The sequence below is a fragment of the Pseudomonas sp. LBUM1647 genome, from assembly GCF_059716175.1.
Window position 1 is genome coordinate 2222644 of sequence record NZ_CP166809.1, and the last position, 22383, is coordinate 2245026.

Sequence of the window (22383 nt, forward strand, 5' to 3'; positions counted from 1 at the left end):
ACACCACCTCCAGACATATTTTTGTCGAAAAAATTGATTCAGATGCTTCTAGATAAGGCAACTGGAACGCCGGGTTATCACAGTTCAGTAGTAGTGGCATAGTTGTCAGAGCCCATCTTATTGGCCAATAGGGCAAGCCAGTTGTCGTTAGAGCCGAGGTCAGGGCGTTATACTTTTCACATCCGACTTTCCATGGGACCTCTTATGCGCAGTTCTGGTGATATTTCACCCTCTAGTCGTTACGACGTGGCAAATCTGTGTGTTCTGATGCTGCAGACTTTAGTTTGGGGGGCGACTCTGACCTGGCTGTCATACACGGATGGGGGTTGGCTCAAGTGGCTTGTCCTCATTCCGTTTTGCCTGGTCATGCAAGGTGTCTTCTCGATGATGCACGAGGCCTTTCATGAGTTGGCCCATAGTAAAAAAACGCTGAACTACTTCGTCATGTGGTGGGCTTCAACACTGTTTGGTGCATCGGCCACGCTGATCCATATCAACCATCTTGGGCATCACACGCGTAATCGCACACGTGCAGAACTGGCTGATTTTGCTAGTGCAGACGAGTCGTTGCTGCGCAAGCGAGTTGAATACTATTTCGCGATTCTGGGTGGTATCTGGTTCGCGGCATTTATCGGCAGTCTTTTGTTGCCGTTGCTGCCGGCGCGTATCACTGACAAGTGGTCGCAAACCGCAGAGGTCAATACTTATGCCGCCGCCTTCAAGGATTTCTCCAAAAACGATTTCAGACGTATCCGCCTGGAGGTGATTGCCAGTGTCGCGGTGTGGTTATCGGCCGGTCTATTGCTGGGGTGGACGTGGCATGCCGTGCTCATTGCCTACATCGCTTTTGCATTTTCCTGGTCGTCGCTGCAGTGGGTGTACCACATGCGCACACCCTTGGACGTGGTTGAAGGCGCCTACAACATGAGGGCGCCGCGGCTTGTACGCTGGGCATTTTTGAATTTTAACTACAACCTCACCCATCATCGTCAATCAGCACTGCATTGGCAGCAGATGCATCGGGCATCGAACCTGAACGAGACCCGGCCATTGTGGTTTGGCTGGCTACAGGTTTTCTTGCCGCCCCAGCGTTTACCGGATGACTTGACACAACTCGACAAGACCTACTTCTGATGAGCACCAACAATGGCGTCAAACGCGCGCTGTGGAAAAGTTTTATAGAGAGCGCCCAACCCACGCTTGATCGGTGGCACGAGCAACTTGAGCAACCAGAACTGGCGCAAGAGCGCGTATTGCAGGGATTGCTAAAGGCCAATAGTGATTGCGCGTTCGGGCGTGCCCACAACTTTGCTCATATCTCTAATTCAACACAGTTTCGCGACAACGTACCGATTCACTCTTACTCGCAACTGCATCCCTGGATACAGCGAGCTCAAAATGAATCGGAACCGATTTTGACGTCCCGCCCGCCACTGTTCTTTGAGCGTACAAGCGGTAGCAGTGCGCTGCAGAAAGCGATTCCTTATACGCGCGACTTTTTGTCTGAAATGCACTGTGCTTTAAGCGTCTGGCTTGCGGACATGTACCGTCAAGTCCCAGGGATCAGTCATGGGTCAGGCTATTGGTCAATGTCCCCACCATTGCAAGTGCCAGTGGTTGGCCCTAATGGTATTTCCGTTGGTTCAGCCAGTGATCTGGAGTACTTGAGCGGCAGCAACATTGCCGGATTGGCAGGGACCTTGTTGATTCCAGAGTTTGCCGGCGATCTGTCGCACTGGCGTAAACAGACACTACTTGCTTTGGTGGCAGACGCTGATTTGAGTTTTATCAGTGTGTGGAGCCCTACGTTCTTGACCAGTCTGTTACAGCCAGTATTTGACTGCGAAACAGCTGAAAATGAGCAGACGTTTGCGTGGCTGGACGATGCGCTTCCCGCAGCCCGCAGGTCTGCCTTGCGCCGAGCGAGATCCCAAGGTGTATGCACCGAATTATGGCCACGACTGGCAGCTGTCAGTTGCTGGATGGATGGCCCCAGCCGCAACTACTACACGCAATTGGCGGCGCGCTTCCCTCAGGCGCAATGGTTACCCAAAGGTCTTTTTGCCACCGAAGGTGTGGTGAGCGTGCCATTTGGTGACGAGCCGGGGTGTCCATTGGCGATTGGCAGCCATTATCTCGAGTTTCTCTGCGAAGACGGTTCGCTACGCAATGCACACTCCTTACGCATGGGAGAAAGTGCGCAAGTCCTGCTTACAACCGGTGGGGGCTTGTATCGCTACGCATTGGGGGATCGGGTCCGAGTCGTCGGAATGCTGGGGGCTACTCCGCGTGTAGAGTTTGTGGGGCGTACTACGGTTACCAGTGATCTGGTCGGAGAAAAGCTTGATGAGCAAATCGTGCAAAGCATATTTAACCGTTGCATCACAACCACAGGGGCCGCTTGCCTGATCCCCAATGCTTCGGCTACGCCACCTCATTACCTGGCGCTGGTTGCGACATCTGAAGACCTGGATGCAGGAGCACTGGCGCTGGCTGTCGAGTCGGCACTGTCCAATTCCTTTCATTACAACCAGGCACGCAGCCTTGGGCAACTGGGGCCTCTTCGGGTTCGCTTGCTTAAAGGAGGCGCTGATCTGCTGGCTCAAGTACTGCAACAGGCGGCGGAGTTAAGCGGTATCCGCGCCGGTGACGTCAAACCTCGCCCACTTATCAATCGGCTTGAGACAGCCGAGGCCATTCTCGCTCTGACGGAACGCTCATGTCGGCATCTTTAAATAGCACCCTTGAGGCGCCTTGCGATGGAACCCTCGAACAATGGTATGTGGCTTGCGCTCAGAAAGAACTGCGTAAGAAAAAACCTTACAGGGCAAAAATCCTGGGACTGAACCTGGTGCTTTTTCGTCAGCGTGATGGGCAGGTAGCGGCGTTGCTCGACCAATGCGTGCATCGTGGGACCCGATTGTCCGCAGGCAAAATTTCCGATAATTGCCTCGTCTGTCCCTACCATGGCTGGCGTTACGATGCTCAGGGGCAAGTGGTTCATATCCCGAGTGTCGGCGATAAACAGCGCTCATCAATATCGCGCGAGTATCGGTACAAACAGCGTCATTTTGCGGTGCAGGAACGGGATGGCTTAATCTGGGTATACACCGGCGCAGGTGACCCGCAGGCCAAGCCCTTGTTCAGGCTGCCGGCTTATGATGACAAGCGCTGGCAGTCATATTTCATGATCAACACCTTTGAGGCCGACGTTGGCAGCCTGGTGCAGAACTTCATGGACGTGCCGCATACCGTATTTGTGCACGAGGGCATCTTCAGATCCAGCACGGGTCGTTCGATGGATGCCACGCTCGCGTGTAAAGCGCGGAGCATTGAAGTGACCTATCACGATGACGGGGACAAGATTGGTGTCATGAACTGGCTGAGTAATCCCGACCGCGAGCCGCTGGTTCACACGGATCGTTTTTTTGCGCCCAACGTAACGCGCTGCGACTACCAGTGGGGCGAACGTTCGGCTTTTTTGATCATCAGTCAAATCACGCCAATAGATTCACGTCAGTCGCGCGTCTATACCTATATCGCCTATCGCTTCCGGTTACCCCGCTGGGTACTGCGGATGTTGCGTCCGTTCATCCATCTGTACACCCGCATCGTCATTCGCCAAGACGTGAAAATAATTCAGTCACACCGACAAGGCCTTGATAACGCGGCGGATTTCAAGCCTTCCAATGTGCAAGCGGATGCCATACATGTCGGTGTTGAGCAGTTACTTGCTGCGGTGAGGCGAGGAGAGGATTTGCCATCGGTACAGCATCGTGAAAGCCGGATACGGTTTGAGCTTTGATGGCGGTGCATATAGAACTTGATGTGATTTGGCAGATGGCAGCCAGACGCAGCGCCTTTGCATGGCTTGGTACTTAGCCATGCAAAAGTAGGCATGCAAACCTGTCGGTCGCTGTCGCCGAAAAACCTAGAGGCGATTTACTGCTGCTTGGCGTGCGGCATGGAAAGTGCTTCCAACTCAGTTGGCTTGGCATTACCTTGAAGGTTGGCGGGAGAATGGCCTCGGTCCTCCAGACGGCAGTCGCCTCATCAGTTTCATGATTGATGCTTCCCGTTCAGCTTCGGCATCAATCTCCTCGCTGAGTTCTTTCATCATGGTGCCAAGTCGGGAGAGGAAATGTTTACATTGAATGGGCGCAATCGGTCTGTCCTGCATTTTCTTCACGACTTTGGCTGCCTGAGGCTTCGCCACGTTGCCATACACTCTGAGCTCAGCCTTCAGCTTGTCACGCATGTGGCTCCAGAAGTCCTCAGATTCGAATCGCGCCATCACCAATGCCTCCTTTTCCTCTAACTCGTAAAAGGTAGGAGTAGGACTATCGATAACTTCTAAAAAATCGACGAGATCAAGTGCCGCGGACTCACTACCTTTATTCAGAAGCTTGATCTTTTTGTTAACGGGCAACTGATCCGAGCATGCCATTTCGCAAGCGGGGATCAGATCATCCAACGTCCGTTATTGGCCGATTTCAGCCTATCGCGACTGGCTGAAACCGACCCTAAGCTGTCATCCGCCATTTTGTCGGTGAGGCGCCAGCGTCGGCAACCACCTGCGCCTCATCCGGCGGAACTTATCAATAGAACTGATACCGATACACGGTCGCCGCGCGTCCTGGACCAAGCGTTCCAGCATTTGCTCGACACCTTCGATCACCGTAGGACTGCCTTGCAGCCTTGCGATACGTCAACGCTGTTTTTTACAGCCTCTGGGATGGGCCCGAATCAGCTTCTTTGCCGACAGCTCGCTCATTTAACCGTAAGCACTTGCTCATGACCGACACTTGAAAAGCTCAGGAGGCAGTTCGCTTATGCCCTTGAGTCGGTCTTCAAGAAAGTCGCGCAGCACCCTGACTTTCGTCGAGTAACGTCGATTGGGAAGGTAAGCCATGTAGATTTGATTCCCGGTCAGTGAATTAACAAACCGATATTCAGGTAACACGATTTGCAATTCACCGCTCAAGAGCAGGTCACGCACCAGCCAGATTTCAAATTCTGCAATACCCAGGCCGCCACAGACGGCTTCAAGCAGCAGCTCCGAGTTGTCCGATTGAAGATTGCCTTTGGGAAAAATCGAGTGCTTTGCGTCATCCTTTGTGAAGTACCAATGGGGGTCGCTGTCAGGGTGCAGGTAGATCAGGCAATTATGTGAGCTGAGTTCGGCGGGGGTGGCTGGACGGCCGTTGCGTGTTAGATAGTCGGGTGTGGCACACAGCAATGAATCGTTGCGGCAGATTGGGTAGGCGACCAAGTTCGCCAGATGATTTTCGCCCTCGTGAATATCGAGATCAAAGCCGCCTACGATCATGTCATTGTGGTTGTCGGTCAACCGCAGATCCATTTGGATACCCGGATACATCTGGAGGAATGGCGCGATCAGCGGTGCGAGGAACCGTCTGCCGAATGCCACCGGCGATACAAGTTTCAAGGGGCCGCTGGGCGCCAGGTTGAGGTCGCTGACGACACGCAAGGTGTCGTCCAGATCCGCGATCATCGACAACGCCCGCGCGTGATAGATCTGGCCCGCTTCCGTGAGGGCGACGATGTGCGTGGTGCGGTGCAGCAGGGTCGTGCCCAGGGATTTTTCCAGCGTCGTGATCATGCGGGTCAGGGTTGAAGGGGAGACGTGCATCTCCCGGGCCGCTGCGGAAAAGGTGCCCAATTCGACCACTTTGACCAGTGCTCTCATGACCCCCAGGTGATCGATACGTGCCGTTTCAAACGTCATGTTGGAAGTGGTTGCCTTTGCGCTGGATGCAAAACCGAATTCTGTTTCGCGATATTCCATCAATATTTGACTGAATATAGACTCATTTTTGATCGAAGTGCGCACGTCGTTCATCCTACCGACCACGTATTTGCGATAGGGACTTAGATCCCCTGTAGCGAACTTTGGAGATCGAGATCACCATGGCTTTTCCCGCACACGTTCCATTGGCCATTGCTACCCGAAACGAACATGTGGAGCGCATCCACTGGGGATCGGTGGCTGTCGTTGATAACGAAGGAAGTTTGCTGGCCTATGCCGGCGACCCCGGTTCGATGATGTTTTCCCGCTCCACGCTCAAGCCATTCCAGGCCATTCCGTTCGTCCGGGATGGCGGGGTCGAGCACTTCGGCTTCTCCGATGAACAAGTGGCCATAATGTGCGCCAGTCACTCGGGCGAAACCGCACACGTGAATGCCGTGAGTGGCATGCTCTCAAAAATCCAGCGAGCGTCCACTGACTTGGGGTGTGGTTGCCATCTGCCCGATTTCTACACGGCGGACAATCTGCCGCCCCAGGGTTTTCGCTACGATCAGCGCCATCACAACTGTTCCGGCAAGCACAGCGGTTTCCTCGCGTATTGCCGCCTGCATGGTTTGCCCAACGAAACCTATCTGTCCCCCGAACATGGCTTGCAGCGCGACATCCAGCGGGTAGTCGCGGCGTTGACAGGGGTTGCGGAGAATCAACTCTGGACCGGAGTCGACGGCTGCAACGCACCAAACCTGGGCATGCCGTTGTCGCGCCTGGCCCTGTTGTGGGCGCGGTTGGCCAGTGCCGAGGGGGGTGGTGACGCCAGCCTCGATCCCGTATTGCGACGGCTGTTCGATGCCATGCGCAGCCATCCGGAAATGGTCTCGGGGACCGGTCGCGCCGACCTGGGCATCACTTTGTCTTCGAAGGGTGACTGGGTCGCGAAAACCGGTGCCGATGGTGTGCAGACGGTCGGTATTCGAAGTCGTGGCTTGGGCGTGGCGGTCAAGATCAGTGACGGCGATTTCACCAGCGTGTTCGCAGTGACCATTGCCGTGCTCAAACAACTGGGGGTGCTGGATCAGGACAGCGACAATCCGCTGCTGGCGCCGTGGGCCGATCCGGTGCTGAGAAGTTACAACGGTTCGCGTGCCGGTCAATTGAAAGCCACGGTGCAATTGAAGTTCGTCTAATTCGGGGTGCCTGCCGGGCACGTGTCAGATCTTTGAGGCAGAGCAGAAACCATGCAATCGGCTCAATCGTTCACTCAACAAATGCCTGCCATTTCACTGCGCGCCGTCAACAAGTTCTTCGGCAGTCAGCAAGTTTTGTTTGATGTTGACCTGGAGGTACAGCCTGGCGAGGTGGTGGTGATCATCGGACCGTCGGGCTCTGGGAAATCGACCCTGTGTCGTTGCATCAACCGCCTGGAAACCGTCACCAACGGCGATATCTTTCTGCACGGCGAGCGCCTGCCAGAAGAGGGCGGGGCGCTGGCCAAGATGCGCGCGAAGGTTGGAATGGTCTTCCAGAGTTTCAACCTGTTTTCCCATCGCACCGCGTTGCAGAACGTCGCAATGGGCCCACGCAAAGTTCTCGGCATGCGCGGTGCGGATGCAGACGCATGGGCTTTGCAACTGCTTGACCAGGTCGGCCTGGCACACAAGGGCAAGTCCTATCCCGCTGAATTGTCGGGCGGCCAGCAACAGCGTGTGGCACTGGCCCGGTCACTGGCGATGAAGCCCAGCGTGATGCTGTTCGACGAACCGACCTCGGCGCTTGATCCGGAAATGGTCAACGAGGTGCTCAAGGTCATGGTCGATCTGGCCCGCACCGGGATGACCATGGTGGTCGTCACCCATGAAATGGGCTTCGCACGCTCCGCTGCCGATCGCATCATTTTCATGGACGCCGGTCGGATCGTCGAAAGCGCTCCGCCCGAGACATTTTTCAGCGCCCCTCGCTCGGAGCGCGCCCGCGAGTTTCTGTCCAAGGTCCTTGCACACTGATTCACTTATCAACATCACAAGAACAAGAGATAACAACCATGCGCTTTAATCGAATCGCTTCCCTCGGCATTTCCCTCTTGGCTACCTGCATTTTCGCCTCGTTCGCATCGGCCTCCACCGTTGAGCAGTTCCCGGCTGATTCGACCATGGCCAAGGTCCAGAAGCGCGGCAAGCTGGTCGTTGGCAGCTCGCTCAACACTCTGATGTTTTCCTCTCGCAACCCCATGACCGGGGAGGTCGAAGGGTTCGAGGCTGACCTGGCCCGAATGCTGGCGAAGAAGCTAACCGGTTCCGAAGACAACATTGAATGGGTCAGCACAACACCGGAAAACCGCATTCCGCTGGTCGAAAACAAACGCGTCGACATGGTCATCGCGACCATGACCGTGACCGATGAGCGCAAAAAGGTCATCGGCTTCGCAGGCCCGTACTACCTCGCCGGCCAGGATTCGCTGGTTCGCGCGGATGACGATTCGATCAAAAAGACTGCCGACCTGGATGGGAAGACGGTCTGCGTTCTGAGCGGCACCACCGTGGAGCGCAACCTCAAGCCATTGGCGCCTGCGGCGAAGATCGTGACGTTCAGCGATGCCTCTGCTTGCGTCGAGGGGCTGATCGATAAGCGCTTCGACGCTTACGTCGACGACGGTGCGACGCTGGTCGGTGAGTCCATGCGTCAGCCCGGAAAAATGCGCGTGGTCGGCACGCCGTTCACCGAAGAGCCTTACGGCATTGCCGTCATTAAGGAGGACACGACCTGGCGTGACTGGCTCAACAGCCAACTGAGCGCCTCCATCGAGAATGGTCAGTGGAAGGAAATGTACGGCAAGGATTTGCAAGAGGGACTCGGTGCGCCTCAGGTGCCAGTGATCGAACAGTAAAGAAAAGGCAGAGGTGAGCCTGATGTCTTATATCGAACGCTTCCTGGGGGGCATTGCAGTCAGCGTGCAGCTGACCCTGCTGTCCTTTGCCATTGCGATCGTTCTCGGACTGCTTCTGGCGATCATGAGGGTGAGCCCATGGCCACCCTTTCGCTGGTTTGCCAGCAGTTACGTAGAACTCATGCGGATGATGCCGCTGCTGGCGTTGTTGCTGCTGTTCACGTTCGGCTTGCCGAAGCTGGGCTTCATGTACTCGCTGTTCACCTCGACGGTCCTGGTCCTGGGGCTGTATAGCGCGGCCTGGATCTGTGAGGTGGTGCGATCGGGCATCAACACCGTGCCCATCGGGCAGATCGAAGCAGCCCGCAGTATCGGCATGCGGTTTGACCAGATACTGGGCGAAGTGGTTTTGCCGCAAGCGGTGCAGTCGGTGATCGCCCCGCTGGGCAACCTGTTCATCATTCAGATCAAGGCGTCCGCTATCGGTGCTGCGATCGGTGTCGCCGACATCACCTACACCGCGCAAAAAATCAACTTCGACACCGCCTTGGCCGTGCCGACGTTCCTCGGTGCAATGGCGGCCTATTTCCTGTTGACCCTTCCCGCGGGCCTGTTCTTCCGCGTCCTTGAGCAAAAAATGGCGGTGCTGCGATGAGCGCGGACAATCTGCTCTACGAACCGCCGGGTCCTGTTGCAAGGCGGCGGAACCGGATCATCTCGGTGGTTGGCGTGGTCCTGTTGTTCTGCTTTATGTACGCGGTCGGGCATCGCCTGGAGGCGAGTGGTCAGTTCGATGCCCATCGCTGGAAAATCTTCCTGCATCCGGGCACCTTGAAGTTCCTGTTTGACGGACTGATGGCGACCTTGCTGGCTGCGGTGATCAGTACGGTACTCGCCTTCAGCCTCGCCGTACCTCTGGCGATGGCGCGGTTGTCGAACCGATTTTGGGTGCGCACGCTGGCTGCGGGCTACATCGGTTGTTTTCGCGCGGTACCGCTGCTGTTGCTGATTCTGTTTACCGTCATCCTTCTGCCTTCGATCGGGTTGCACTGGTCGGCCTTGGGCTACCTGATTTTCGGCATGGTGCTGCATCACAGCGCGATGACAGCGGAGGTTGTACGTGCGGGCATTCTTTCGTTGGGGCGCGGGCAGAAGGAGGCCGCGCTTTCCATAGGCATGCGCGATCATCAAGCGATGATGTGGGTGGTATTGCCACAGGCGCTAAAGCTGATGTTGCCAACGCTGGTCAGTGCCGTTCTGGCAATCGTCCAGGACACGTCTCTGGGGTACATCATTCCGTATGAGGAATTGTTGCGACGTTCACAGCAGATATCGAGTTTCGCGCCGCAGTCGCTGTTGCAATCGGCGTTTATTGTCACGGTGATGTACGGGTTTGTCAGTGCGTTGCTGTTGGCACTGCGTCGCTGGATTGAACGTCGGCAGGCTTATGATTCTCGCGGTCAGCGAACGAAGACCGCTATCACGGAGGGCAACTTTGGCGCAGCGGTTGAGGTTGCTCCAGTCATGCAGTCGGGACTGCGGTCTGCGCCTGATCGAATGTCGGGACGGGATCAATAGCAGGGTTATCTTTTCAGCACTGTTCATTCCGTCAGTCCGCAAGACCGGAGCCGTTTGCTCTGATACCCGGTTCTTCCAGCGATTTGATGGCGGGCGGCACAGGCGAAGACGTGATGTCCGGGGCAGGGGGCTTTTCAACTTGGGTGATGGAAAAGACACCGTTATCGAGACAGCAGGTTATGGATATGCCGATATTCTGCGACCTTATTGGAAGTGACACTTCAAGCATGACTGTCAGATTCGCGATGCTTGTCCCATCTGGTGCTGAAAAAGAACCGTGATCGTGATGACTAGGCTGGTGCTGGGTAATCGGAGGTTGGGTCAATAGGGAGTGACTTCTGTTGGCCGATTACTGCCTGTCGCGATGTGTCTGAGATGCTTGCCATTTAAAAACTAATGATTTCATTTTATTTTCTAAAGACCACTGAAGACTGTGTAGACCGTAATTGCGATAGTCTGTGTAAACCAAAAGTTTATAGTGGCGCTTATGGAAACCTTCAGCAGTATCGAATGCTTTGTGCGCGGTGCCGGGGGTCGGCTGTGTCGCCAAGGCCGCTTTAGGCATCAGCGATACCATATGCAGGGCCAAGAGTGTCACCCCAAGCTGGAGGTGTGCTTCGGGGTGCCGCTGTCCAGCGCCGCATCGAGGTTATTCCTCTAGCAATGGCTAGACATCAGGACATAAAACATTGCACACACGGGGCCTATGCTGGCCTGTAACATTTCCGCGACACGGCTGGCTATGGTTGGCTGATTCCATTCTTAATGAAAAGTATTCCAATCGTAGTGAAAACTCATGGCAGGATTCGCGACTAGGGTAGGGCGCATGCCGGCACTTGCCAAGGGGCGCTGCACATTTGGATCAATAAGTTGTCAGTTACGGTCATTGAGCGGCAGCGCCGCGACTCTTAGTCTGTCCAACATGACTGACGGGGGCCGAAGAGCTCCTGCACTTTTTCCGTGATCGCTCGATGTGGAGTTACCGATGGCCGCCGCTCATTACCCGCACCTGTTGGCCCCGCTGGACCTGGGTTTTACCACGCTGCGCAATCGTACCCTGATGGGTTCGATGCACACCGGTCTTGAGGAAAAGCCCGGCGGTTTCGAGCGCATGGCGGCGTACTTCGCCGAACGTGCCCGTGGCGGCGTTGGCCTGATGGTCACCGGCGGTATTGGCCCGAACGACGAGGGCGGGGTGTACTCCGGCGCAGCCAAATTGACCAACGAGGAAGAAGCGCTCAAGCACCGGATCGTCACCCGCGCGGTGCACGAGGCGGGCGGCAAGATCTGCATGCAGATCCTTCACGCCGGTCGTTATGCCTACAGCCCGAAACAGGTCGCGCCGAGCGCCATTCAGGCACCGATCAACCCGTTCAAGCCTAAAGAGCTGGACGAGGAAGGCATCGAGAAGCAGATCAGCGATTTCGTCACCTGTTCGACCCTGGCGCAACAGGCCGAGTACGACGGCGTCGAGATCATGGGCTCCGAAGGTTATTTCATTAACCAGTTCCTCGCCGCCCACACCAACCACCGTACTGACCGCTGGGGCGGCAGCTATGAAAACCGCATGCGCCTGCCGGTGGAAATTGTCCGCCGGGTGCGTGAAGCGGTCGGCCCGAATTTCATCATCATCTTCCGCCTGTCGATGCTCGATCTGGTGGAAGGCGGTAGCAGCTGGGAAGAAATCGTGACCCTGGCCAAAGCCATCGAGCAGGCTGGCGCGACCATTATCAACACCGGCATTGGCTGGCACGAAGCGCGGATTCCGACCATCGCCACCAAAGTGCCACGCGGTGCGTTCAGCAAAGTCACCGCCAAGCTGCGTGGCTCGGTGAGCATTCCGCTGATCACCACCAACCGTATCAACACCCCGGAAGTGGCCGAGCAGATTCTGGCCGAAGGCGATGCCGACATGGTCTCCATGGCGCGGCCGTTCCTCGCCGACCCGGACTTCGTCAACAAGGCCGCGGCCGGTCGTGGCGATGAAATCAACACCTGCATTGGTTGCAACCAGGCCTGTCTGGACCACACCTTCGGCGGCAAGTTGACCAGTTGCCTGGTGAACCCGCGCGCCTGTCACGAAACCGAACTCAATTACTTGCCGGTGCAGCAGATCAAGAAAATCGCGGTGGTCGGAGCCGGCCCTGCGGGTCTGTCCGCAGCGACTGTGGCCGCCGAGCGTGGTCATCAGGTGACACTGTTTGATTCGGCCAGCGAAATCGGCGGCCAGTTCAACATCGCCAAGCGTGTGCCGGGCAAGGAAGAGTTCTTTGAAACCCTGCGTTATTTCAACCGCAAACTGCAGACCACCCATGTTGAGGTGTGCCTGAACACCCGCGTCGACGTCGCGCAGTTAGTCGAAGGCGGTTACGACGAGATCATTCTCGCCACCGGCATCGCCCCAAGAACCCCAGCGATTCCGGGTGTCGAGAACGCCAAGGTGCTTAGCTACCTGGACGTGATCCTTGAGCGCAAACCGGTGGGCAAACGCGTCGCGGTGATTGGTGCCGGTGGTATCGGATTTGATGTGTCGGAGTTCCTGGTTCACCAAGGCGTGGCCACCAGCCAGAATCGCGAGGCGTTCTGGAAGGAGTGGGGCATCGATACGCATCTGGAAGCGCGCGGCGGTGTCGCCGGCATCAAGGCTGAGCCTCATGCACCGGCGCGTGAAGTGTTCCTGCTGCAACGCAAGAAATCCAAGGTCGGCGACGGCCTCGGTAAAACTACCGGCTGGATTCACCGCACCGGCCTGAAAAACAAGCAGGTACAGATGCTCAACAGCGTCGAGTACCTGAAGATCGACGACGAGGGTTTGCACATCCGCATCGGCGAAACCGGCGAGCCGCAAGTGCTGCTGGTGGACAACATCGTGATCTGCGCCGGTCAGGATCCGCTGCGTGAGTTGCAGGATGGCCTGGTGGCGGCCGGGCAGAACGTGCATTTGATTGGCGGCGCGGATGTGGCGGCGGAGTTGGATGCCAAGCGCGCGATCAACCAGGGTTCGCGACTGGCTGCTGAGTTGTAATCAACACAGGCCCTGTGGCGAGGGGGCTTGCCCCCGTTGGGGTGCGCAGCGCCCCCTGAAATCTTACTGACATACCGTAGCGTCTGATTCACGACGGCTACGCCGCCGAACGGGGGCAAGCCCCCTCGCCACAACGGCTGTTAAGATGCCGGCTCTTCACCCAGAGCCGGCATCGATGCTTCTCCCGCCCAACGAATGGCTACCCCAGGCACCCCTCGACCCCCTTCATCTTGATTGGCTCGCCCGATCAAGCATCGAAGTCGCAATTCTGCGCCTTGACCAGATCGACCCTCTGATCAGTGGCAACAAGTGGTTCAAACTCATCGAGCACCTGAAAGCTGCTGACCGGATCGGTGCCAAAGGCATCATCAGTCTGGGCGGTGCCCACTCCAATCATCTGCATGCACTGGCCGCGGCGGGCAAGCGATTCGGTTTTAGCACCGCTGGCCTGCTGCGTGGTCATCCGCAAGAAACGCCAACGGTAAAAGACTTGCAGGCGTTTGGCATGCAATTGCATTGGCTGGGTTATGGCGGTTATCGAGCGCGGCACGAGCCGGGTTTCTGGCTGCCATGGCAGGCGCAGTATCCCGATCTGCATCCGGTGCCGGAAGGTGGTGGCGGTTTGCAGGGAGCAAAGGGTTGCATGCCACTGAGGACAATGGTCAGCGAGCAACTGAACGGTCTGGGCTGGAGCGACTACGACGGCTGGTGGTTGGCCTGTGGAACGGGCACGACCCTGGCCGGTCTGGTGCTGGCCGAGGCGGGCGAACATCCGGTGTATGGTGCGCTGGCCGTGCCCGACGATCATGGGGTTGCGCAGCAGGTCGAGTTGATTGTGCGGGAGGCGGGTCTACAGGATCGCGCTTATGAATTGTTCGATGCCTGCCGTGGCGGCTTTGCCAAAGTCGATCCGCTGTTGCTCGAATTCATCGATCAGACCGAACAGGCCAGCGGTATTCCCCTTGAACCGCTGTACACCGGCAAAGCCCTGTTGGCGCTCAAGCAGCAAGTAGAAGCGGGAAGATTCGAAAAGGGCACGCGCCTGATCTTCGTCCATACCGGCGGTTTGCAGGGCCGCCGGGGGTTCCAGTGAGTGGCTGGATTCACCCGCGCTTGGGCATCATCCGCAGCAAAGTGTTATCGCCCACGACATAGTGGTGATAAATCCCCGCCACGGCGTGCAGGCCGATCAGCCAGTAACCAATGGTGCCGCCGAGTTCATGCCAACCCTGAATCTGCTTGGCCAACGCCTTGTCCTCTGCGACCAGCAATGGCAGGTCGAAGCCGTAGAACATCACTTGATGACCCTTGGCGCTGGTGACCAGCCAGCCCAGAATCGGCATGGCGATCATAAAAATGTACAGCGCCCAGTGCATCAGTTTGGCCAGCACGGTCTGCCAGTGAGGCGAGGCCGGGAAGATTTGCGGTGCCGGGCCCAGGCTGCGAGCAAACAGCCGCAGCCAGACCAATACAAACACCGTCAAGCCCAGCATAAAGTGCGATTCGGTGATCAGCGACCGGCCGCCACTGCCTTTTGGAAAAATTCCGCGAAATTCGATGCAGGCGTAAACCAGCGCCAGCAGGACCAGCATCAACCAATGCAGCGCGATCGATACGGTGCTGTAGCGTGAGTCGGAATTCTTCCAGGGCATACGGTGTTCCTCACAGGTCAGGTCGAGCCACCGTTCTTGTTCGACGGTGTGCTTTAACTGTAATCCGCTTTGGTGGATTTGCCTGTGGCTATTTGGGCGTTCAACGCTCTGGATCAGGTGGTCGGCCCAAAAAAAAACGCCAGTTCCGTTAAGGAGCTGGCGCTTTTTTTATGCAGCGACAGGCGCAATCAGTTGGTTTGCGGCATCTCGCCCTTGGCCAGGCGCTGGTTGATATCGGCGATCACTTCCGGCAAATCGGTGATGGTGTCGATCATGTAGTGCGGCCGCGAACCTTCGAACATCCCGTGGATGCGCTTGCGTTCGCTGTCCAGTTGATCGCTGCCGAGGGCGCGGTAACCTTCGTAGTCCAGGCCCAGCGCATTGCCCGAGCAGATCAATGCCACGGTCCACATGCCGGCTCGACGACCTTCGAGAATGCCCGGCACGGTGTCGTCGATCTTCACGCAGGCCGCGACATCATCGATGCCCAGCGCAATCACGTTGGCCAGTGCCTGGGCGGGCCATGGGCGACCGTTGGGCACTTCGTCGGTGGCAACCACGTGGTCGGCGATGTAACCGTTGGTGGCGGCCAGTTCGACAACCTTGTCCATGACCTGTTTTGGATAGCCGGAGCAGGAACCGATCTTGATCCCTTGCTGGCGAAGATTGGCGATGGTGTCCAGTGCGCCCGGGATCAGCGCCGAGTGCTCGGCGATTTTCTCGATTTGCAGGGGCATGAAGCGTTTATAGATGGCGGTGACGTCATCGTCGGTCGGCGTACGGCCGAACACCGCGCGATAACGCTCGGCGACTTCCGGCTGATCGCACAGGGTGCGGATGTGGTCCCACTTGCCCATGCCCATCGGGCCGCGGGCTTCTTCGATGGAAACCTGGACGTCGAACTCGGCGAAGGCTTCGACAAAAATCTGTGTCGGTGCGAAGGAGCCGAAGTCGACCACGGTGCCGGCCCAGTCGAGGATGGCGGCTTGCAGCTTGGTTGGGTTTGCGTAGTTCATGTCTCAAATCCTGTAGGTGGGAAATGGTGATCTCTGTAGGAGCTGTCGAGTGAAACGAGGTTGCGATCTTTTGACGTTGCCTTTGTAAAACAGGATCAAAAGATCGCAGCCTCGTTTCACTCGACAGCTCCTACAAGTCGTCGTGAATCAGATTTCGAGGACTTCCATCTCGCGCAACACTTCGGCGATCGCCGACACGGCCGCGTGCATCTCGGCCTGGTTGACGTGCCCGATGCAGCCGACGCGGAAGGTTTCGACCTGGGTCAATTTGCCGGGGTAAAGGATGAAACCCTTGGCCTTGACGCGTTCGTAGAATTCCTTGAACTGGTAGCGCGGATCTTTCGGTGCGTGGAAGGTTACGATGATCGGCGCCTGAATCTCGGCGGGCAGGAAGCTGCGCAGCCCCAGTTTGGCCATGTCATCGAGCAGCACTTTGCAGTTGTTGGCATAGCGCTGATGCCGGGCGGGCAAACCACCTTCTTCGTTGTATTGCAGCAGGGCTTCGTGCAACGCCGCGACCACGTGGGTCGGCGGAGTGAAGCGCCATTGGCCGGTCTTGGCCATGTAGGTGTGTTGATCGAAAAGGTCCATCGCCAGCGAGTGCGAGTTGCCGGCGGCATTCGCCAGCGCTTCTTTGCGAGCGAAGACAAAGCCCATTCCCGGAACGCCTTCCAGGCATTTGCCCGAGGCGGCGATCAGCGCGTCGAACGGCACCTGTTGCGCGTCGATCGGCAAGGCGCCAAAGGAGCTCATGGCGTCGATGATCAGGCGTTTGCCGTGTTGCGCGATGACGTGGGCGATTTCCGGCAGCGGGTTGAGGATCCCAGTGCTGGTTTCGCAGTGAATCAGCGCGATGTGGGTGATGCTGGCGTCGGCGCGCAGCAGACGGTCGACGTCGGCGGCGGTGGTCGGTTCGTCTTCAGCGGTTTCGAAGGTGCTGAAGGAGCGGCCGAGCACTTCGCAGATTTTCGCCAGGCGTTTGCCGTAGGCGCCGTTGATCAGCACCAGGACTTTGCCGTCGCGAGGCACCAACGTGCCGATCGCCGCTTCGACCGCGAACGTGCCGCTGCCTTGCAGGGGCACGCAGTGGTGGCTGTCGCCGCCGTTGATGATCGCCAGCAGTTGTTCGCACAGGCTGGCGGTCAGTTGATTGAAGCGGTCATCCCATGAACCCCAGTCGACCATCATCGCCTGACGGGTGCGGGCCGATGTGGTCAGTGGGCCGGGGGTGAGCAGGATGGGTTCGGCGGTACTCATTCTCGTGTCCTCGCAATCGATGGGATGAAGCTACGGGGCTTAAATTGCAATTTGCCGTGCTATCAATCAAATTGTTTGTTGTTATGCCAGCCATCAGTGAGGGTTATTCATGAATCTGTTCCAGCTCCGCGCATTCGATGCGGTGGCCCGCGAGGGCAGCTTCACCCGGGCCGCCGCGCGACTGTTCATCAGCCAACCGGCGGTCACCGGGCACATCAAGGCGCTGGAGGAGCATTACCAGATCACCCTGTTGCGGCGCACCGCTCGACGGGTGGAGCTGACGGAGGAGGGCACCAAACTGGCCGCGATCACCCGGGCAATGTTCGGTCTGGCCGAAGAGGCGCAGGTGATGCTCGAGGCCAACCGGCAGTTGCTGACCGGGCGTCTGGAGGTTGCGGCGGATGGGCCGCACATGGTCATGCCGATGCTCGCCAGTTTGCGGGCGCGGTATCCCGGCATTACCGTGAACCTGCGGCTGGGCAATGCTCAGGAAACCTTGGCAGCGTTGCTGTCGGAGCATGCCGACGTGGCGGTGCTGACCGAGGTCGAACCGCGCAAGGGGCTGCATTTGCAAGACTTAAGCGAATCACGGATTTGTGCGCTGGTGCCCGACGGTCATCCCTGGGCGCAGATGTCCAAGGGGGTGCCGCTCAAGGCGCTGGATCAGGTGATCATGGTGTTGCGCGAGCCAAGTTCGATCACCCGGCGCACCTTCGACGAGGCGTGCGCGAAGGCGTTGGTCAGTCCACGGGTGTTGCTGGAGCTGGACAGTCGCGAGGCGGTGACTGAAGCCGTCGCCGCAGAGTTGGGGGTCGGCGTGGTGTCATCGGTGGAGGTTAGCCATGACCCGCGGGTGGCGGCGGTGCCGATTCTTGGTGAAGGGTTGGTTAACCGACACATGATTGGGTGCATGGAACGGCGGCGGGATTTGCGCTTGATTCAGGCGTTTTTCGAGCTGGCGCCGAATCTGAATTGACCGCGCAGTCTCTGTAGGAGCTGTCGAGTGAAACGAGGCTGCGATCTTTCCCGGTTCACTTGAGTCTCAAGCGAAAGGTCAAAAGATCGCAGCCTCGTTTCACTCGACAGCTCCTACGGGGAGAGGCTTTCGCGAACCATCTCCAGAAACGTCGCCACCACCCGCCGCGAACTCTGCTCGCGCAAGCACACCAGCGTCTCGGTCAATCGCCGTTTGCAATCGGTAATCGGCAACGCGCAAACCCTCGAATCCGCACCGAATTCGGCAGCTGAAACAACACCAACACCAATCCCCACCACCACCGCTTCACGCGCCGCTTCCCGACCTTCAACCTGAATCGCCGGACGAATGCGAAACCCGGCCTGAGCCATTTCTTCTTCCAGCGTTTGCCGCGTCACCGAGCCGATTTCCCGCAGCACCAAAGGCGTGTCATCCAGATCCGCTAGGCAAATCGACTCACGGTTGGCCCACGGATGATTGCACGAAACGAACGCCACCATCGGGTCGTTGCGCAGCGGCAACGAGATCAGACGTTCGTCACTCACTTCCCGGCCCAGCAACGCCAGGTCGGCCTGATAGTTGAAAAGCCGAAACAGCGATTCGTCGGTGTTGCCGGTTTCGATCTTCACACTGATGCCGGGGTAGCGTTCGCAGAACCGTGCGATCTGCGGCAGCACATGCACCGGTGCATCGACGGCGAGAATCAGACTGCCGGTCTGCAGTGCCTGGGACTCCTGAAGTAACTCTTGAGCCTCGGCCTCGATGACGAACAGCCGCTGAGTAATGCTCAGCAACCGCTCGCCCAGATCGGTCAGGCGTACCGAGCGTTTATTGCGGTGGAACAGCAGAACACCGAAACGCTCTTCGAGCTTGCGCACTTGGTCGGAAATCGCCGGTTGCGTGAGGAATAGCCGCTCGGCGGCTTTGGTAAAGCTTCCGTGCACGGCCACGGCATGGAAGGCTTTGAGCTGGGCGTGGGAAACCGACATCGAAATCTCCAGTAACAAGCTGAGCTTATATTGGAAATACGATAAATCGATTTCACTTATTAATCAGTAATTGTTTTTATCGACCTCAGCCCCGGTGACTGGTCAGTCAAACAGCGTCGGCGGCCATGAGCCTGTGCGTGCAACAGCAGGACTCATCTGACCGATATCGCCAAAGGGAAGCTGCGATATCGAAGTGCTCAACAATAAAAAAACAGGCGTTATTTCTCAATTTCTGCCGGCACACTCACACCCTGAGGTCAGAACCACAATGAACAAGCACATCGGCACTATCAAGCGTTGGCGCGTGCAGATCTTCGCGATCACCTAGCTCGCTTACGCCGCTTTCTACTTCACCCGCAAAGCTTTTTCCGTGGCAAAACTTGGGATCGCCGAAGACCCCACCTTCATGCTCGACAAAATGGCCATGGCCAACCTCGACGCCATCTACCTCACGGCTTACGCCATCGGGCAATTCACCTGGGGCATCCTGGCCGACCGCTTTGGCCCAAGGGTCGTGGTGTTTGGCGGGTTGCTGATTTCAGCGGCGGCAGCCTTGGTGATGGGCAGTTTTGCGACGTTGCCAATCTTCGCTACCTGCATGTTGATTCAAGGATTTGCCCAGTCCACCGGCTGGTCCGGGCTGTGCAAGAACCTCGGCAGTTTCTTTCCCGCCGAACAGCGCGGGCGGGTGCTGGGGTTGTGGAGTTCCTGCTACGCCTTTGGTGGGTTGGTGGCTTCGCCGTTCGCTGGCTGGTGGGCGTATACGCTGATCGGCACCTGGCATGCGGCGTTCTTTTCCAGTGCGGCGGTGGTTGGGCTGGTCGCCGTACTGTTTTTTATTTTTCAGCGCAACAAACCCGAAGACGTTGGCTTGCCAGCGGTGGAACCGGAGCCAGAACTGACGGCGCAAGAGGCCGATGCGCAAAGCAAGATCAGCATTCTGGAACCGTTAAAAGAAATTCTGCGCAACCGCACCGTGCTGGTTCTGGGCCTGGCGTACTTTCTGCTGAAGCCGGCGCGCTACGCGATTCTGCTCTGGGGGCCGGTGATCGTCTTCGAGCAGATGCCCTCGGTGGGCAAGGTCGGCGCGGCAATCATTCCGACCGCGTTTGAACTGGCCGGGTTGCTCGGGCCGATTCTGCTGGGGCTGGCGTCGGACAAACTGTTCGGCGCCCGACGCATGCCGGCGTGTGTGCTCAGCCTGTTGGCGTTGACTGTCACTCTGGCCTTGTTCATGGGAGCCCTGCATACCGGCAGCGTGATGCTGGTGGTGGCGCTGCTGTTCGTCATGGGCCTGACCCTGTATGGACCGGACTCGATGATCAGCGGCGCGGCCGCGATCGATTTCGGCACCGCCAAGGCGGGCGCCACAGCGGCCGGTTTCGTCAACGGTTGCGGCTCAGTCGGGGCGATTCTCGGCGGATTGCTGCCGGGCTACTTCGACTCGGTCACCGTGTTCATCGTCTTCGCCGGCTGCGCGATGTTTTCAGCCCTGGTGCTGATCCCGCACTGGAACAGCCGCCCGGCTGGCCTGCCTGCCAAAAGCGCCTTCGTGCCTAACCAACCGATCACCGTAAAACCTCTGCGTACTTAAGGATTGACCCATGAGACCTTTCTGGCTGGAGCAAGCGCTGGCGGCCGAGTCTGCGGCGGCGGCAGGCAAGGCCGACAAGGGCTGAGTGTCAGGGCGTGAGGTCCGAGCGATTGACCAGCCAATCGAGCAGCAAGTGGCTATCGCGGCGTGGCGCGGGAACAGGCCGAGTGCGCGGGTGATGGCCCATGCCGACACACAGCACCGGCCGGTCCGGGTCGCTGTCGAGAAAACTGATCAGAACGTCGCTGCCGGCCTTTGGCAGGCTGGACGGGTCAATCCGACCGTCCGGCGCTGCAAGGGCCACCGGTAGCCAGAGACCGGCAGATTCAAGCGGATCTGATTCCACCGTTGGCCACAGTCCAACCTGTATTCGACCTCGATCATCCAGCGCCGCCGGCTGCCCAGCAGGGCCCTGCACCCGGGCGGGCTGATAGCCCGGGATGCTCGGCCTGGCCTGTCTGAGCGCCGGCCTGAAGACCGTTGACCAGGGAATGGCGGTGAACTGATTGCGGTAATGGCGGACAGTGACGGGTTTGTCGGTGGCAAGAATCGAGGGTTGTTGCCCCTGATGTCGGGTTTCGGTGAGCAGCCACTGATCGTTGAAATTCGACAGTGGATGTTCTGACACTTGCACTATCCGTGCGCTGCGCAGTGCGCTCTGGTTGCTTTGACCGTGGATCTGCAGGTGCTGGCAACGCAGACGTTCCAGTTGTCGTCGGCTCAACTGATCGTGATGGATGTGCTCGGCCGCGGGCCGGACCATCACTGGCAATGGTTTGCTGAAAGCGTGGTTGGCCGCTCCCTCGTCGGGTTTTTGCGAGCCACGGTTCCTGGCCTCCAGTCGTGAGGGAAAGGGCGGCGAGTCATGGCGCTGGAACAACTCACTGATCACCGGCACGTCACTGTCTTCGGGCGCGTTGCCCTGGAAAGGCGTAAGGACTGGTTCTTGGGGGAAACTCAGGCTGTCATCCGCCAGGACCAGCACATGCCCGTTGCGCTGATGTTCGAAGTGATAGTGAATGCCTTCTTCTTCACACAGCCGTTGCAGCAATGCCAGATCGCTCTCCTCGTACTGAATGCAAAAAGGCCGGACGGGATAGTGTCCGTTGGATAGTTCGAAGCGATAGCTCCCCTCGGGCACATCATGTTCCTCCAGCAGTTGGCGCAGGATCATCGGTACGCTGAGGTGATGAAAGACGCGGCGTGAACGCTGCCGGTCGAGCCATTGAAGGTAGGGCACCAGCACCAGTTTGTAGCCGATCCGGTGTGGGCCGCGATGCTCGCGACTGGCACTGTGAAGGACGCCGTGAATACCCTGGCCCTCCATCAGGCTGAGGAACACCGGCTGTTGCAGCAATCGGTCGAGATTCATGGCCGGCGCGAGGCCGATCACTTCGATGTCGAATCGATAAGGTTGGTTGAGGGCTTCTCGGCCACTGAACTGCAACACCTGCAAACTCAAATCGCCGTCGAGGAGTGTCAGGGTGAAAGGACTTTCCTTGTCGTTGTGCATCGAACGCGCTTCTGCCATGGAATACGGGCGCAGAGGGTACGTAACCACAGCCCTTTATAGTCACCGCAAATTGAAGTTTCAGAATCGCCCTACAACTGCCGGTGAAGATGTCGATTCGTCATGCGGGTGAAC

Annotated in this window: 18 protein-coding genes and 1 pseudogene; 12 read left to right on the top strand and 7 right to left on the bottom strand. The window is 57.8% G+C overall.

What is annotated here, in order from left to right; genetic code table 11:
• Positions 1-204: 204 nt before the first annotated feature.
• Genes ACA059_RS10085 through ACA059_RS10095 form a run of 3 tightly spaced genes read left to right on the top strand, consistent with a single transcriptional unit; the run spans position 205 to position 3805 of the window.
• Positions 205-1134 (top strand): fatty acid desaturase family protein, encoded by a 930-nt coding sequence (locus ACA059_RS10085; RefSeq protein ID WP_497633668.1) that lies wholly within the window; start codon positions 205-207, stop codon positions 1132-1134.
• Complete coding sequence (locus ACA059_RS10090) at positions 1134-2735, top strand: GH3 family acyl-acid amido synthetase (protein WP_497633669.1); 1602 nt, start codon at positions 1134-1136, stop codon at positions 2733-2735. Before ACA059_RS10085 ends, ACA059_RS10090 begins: the two co-directional genes overlap by 1 nt.
• Complete coding sequence (locus ACA059_RS10095) at positions 2720-3805, top strand: aromatic ring-hydroxylating dioxygenase subunit alpha (RefSeq protein WP_497633670.1); 1086 nt, start codon at positions 2720-2722, stop codon at positions 3803-3805. The genes ACA059_RS10090 and ACA059_RS10095 overlap by 16 nt, the downstream gene beginning before the upstream one ends.
• A 192-nt stretch (positions 3806-3997) precedes the next feature.
• Here the strand turns inward: ACA059_RS10095 and ACA059_RS10100 are convergent, their stop codons facing one another.
• Both ACA059_RS10100 and ACA059_RS10105 read right to left on the bottom strand, forming a co-directional pair.
• Positions 3998-4474 (bottom strand): hypothetical protein, encoded by a 477-nt coding sequence (locus ACA059_RS10100; RefSeq protein ID WP_497633671.1) that lies wholly within the window; start codon positions 4472-4474, stop codon positions 3998-4000.
• A 318-nt stretch (positions 4475-4792) separates the two neighbouring features.
• Positions 4793-5863 (bottom strand): LysR family transcriptional regulator, encoded by a 1071-nt coding sequence (locus ACA059_RS10105; protein WP_497633672.1) that lies wholly within the window; start codon positions 5861-5863, stop codon positions 4793-4795.
• Between the two features lie 68 nt (positions 5864-5931).
• Here ACA059_RS10105 and ACA059_RS10110 point away from each other — a divergent pair, with 68 nt between their 5' ends.
• The 7 genes from ACA059_RS10110 (at position 5932) to ACA059_RS10140 (ending at position 14347) form a co-directional block, all read left to right on the top strand.
• Positions 5932-6954, top strand: coding sequence for an asparaginase (locus ACA059_RS10110; RefSeq protein WP_497633673.1), 1023 nt, complete (start codon positions 5932-5934; stop codon positions 6952-6954).
• Between the two features lie 51 nt (positions 6955-7005).
• Positions 7006-7770: an amino acid ABC transporter ATP-binding protein gene (locus tag ACA059_RS10115; RefSeq protein WP_497633674.1), complete on the top strand. Its 765-nt coding sequence runs from the start codon at positions 7006-7008 to the stop codon at positions 7768-7770.
• A gap of 38 nt (positions 7771-7808) precedes the next feature.
• A complete protein-coding gene (locus tag ACA059_RS10120; RefSeq protein WP_497633675.1) occupies positions 7809-8651 on the top strand; it encodes a glutamate ABC transporter substrate-binding protein in 843 nt (280 codons plus the stop codon).
• A 22-nt stretch (positions 8652-8673) separates the two neighbouring features.
• The gene (locus ACA059_RS10125; RefSeq protein WP_339552300.1) at positions 8674-9306 is read left to right on the top strand and encodes an amino acid ABC transporter permease; all 633 of its coding nucleotides are present in this window, start codon (positions 8674-8676) and stop codon (positions 9304-9306) included.
• Positions 9303-10229 (top strand): amino acid ABC transporter permease, encoded by a 927-nt coding sequence (locus tag ACA059_RS10130; protein WP_497633676.1) that lies wholly within the window; start codon positions 9303-9305, stop codon positions 10227-10229. Before ACA059_RS10125 ends, ACA059_RS10130 begins: the two co-directional genes overlap by 4 nt.
• A 985-nt stretch (positions 10230-11214) precedes the next feature.
• On the top strand, positions 11215-13254 hold the full coding sequence (locus ACA059_RS10135; RefSeq protein WP_497633677.1) for an oxidoreductase: 2040 nt from the start codon (positions 11215-11217) through the stop codon (positions 13252-13254).
• 175 nt (positions 13255-13429) lie between these two features.
• Positions 13430-14347: a 1-aminocyclopropane-1-carboxylate deaminase/D-cysteine desulfhydrase gene (locus ACA059_RS10140; protein ID WP_497633678.1), complete on the top strand. Its 918-nt coding sequence runs from the start codon at positions 13430-13432 to the stop codon at positions 14345-14347.
• A gap of 10 nt (positions 14348-14357) precedes the next feature.
• Here ACA059_RS10140 and ACA059_RS10145 read toward each other — a convergent pair whose 3' ends face one another.
• From ACA059_RS10145 to ACA059_RS10155, 3 genes are all read right to left on the bottom strand, one after another.
• Complete coding sequence (locus ACA059_RS10145) at positions 14358-14906, bottom strand: cytochrome b (RefSeq protein ID WP_497633679.1); 549 nt, start codon at positions 14904-14906, stop codon at positions 14358-14360.
• 188 nt (positions 14907-15094) lie between these two features.
• Complete coding sequence (phnX, locus tag ACA059_RS10150) at positions 15095-15922, bottom strand: phosphonoacetaldehyde hydrolase (RefSeq protein WP_497633680.1); 828 nt, start codon at positions 15920-15922, stop codon at positions 15095-15097.
• 147 nt (positions 15923-16069) lie between these two features.
• Positions 16070-17179, bottom strand: coding sequence for a 2-aminoethylphosphonate--pyruvate transaminase (locus ACA059_RS10155; protein WP_497633681.1), 1110 nt, complete (start codon positions 17177-17179; stop codon positions 16070-16072).
• A gap of 109 nt (positions 17180-17288) precedes the next feature.
• Here ACA059_RS10155 and ACA059_RS10160 point away from each other — a divergent pair, with 109 nt between their 5' ends.
• The gene (locus ACA059_RS10160; protein WP_497633682.1) at positions 17289-18155 is read left to right on the top strand and encodes a LysR substrate-binding domain-containing protein; all 867 of its coding nucleotides are present in this window, start codon (positions 17289-17291) and stop codon (positions 18153-18155) included.
• Positions 18156-18268: 113 nt separating this feature from the next.
• On the opposite strand, the gene ACA059_RS10165 is transcribed toward ACA059_RS10160, so the two are convergent.
• Positions 18269-19144, bottom strand: a complete 876-nt coding sequence (locus ACA059_RS10165; RefSeq protein WP_497633683.1) for a LysR family transcriptional regulator — start codon at positions 19142-19144, stop codon at positions 18269-18271.
• Positions 19145-19412: 268 nt separating this feature from the next.
• On the opposite strand from ACA059_RS10165, the pseudogene ACA059_RS10170 reads away from it, so the two are divergent.
• Positions 19413-20738: pseudogene (locus ACA059_RS10170) on the top strand (MFS transporter).
• An 88-nt stretch (positions 20739-20826) separates the two neighbouring features.
• Here the strand turns inward: ACA059_RS10170 and ACA059_RS10175 are convergent.
• Positions 20827-22251: a type VI secretion system Vgr family protein gene (locus ACA059_RS10175; protein ID WP_497633684.1), complete on the bottom strand. Its 1425-nt coding sequence runs from the start codon at positions 22249-22251 to the stop codon at positions 20827-20829.
• Positions 22252-22383: the final 132 nt, after the last annotated feature.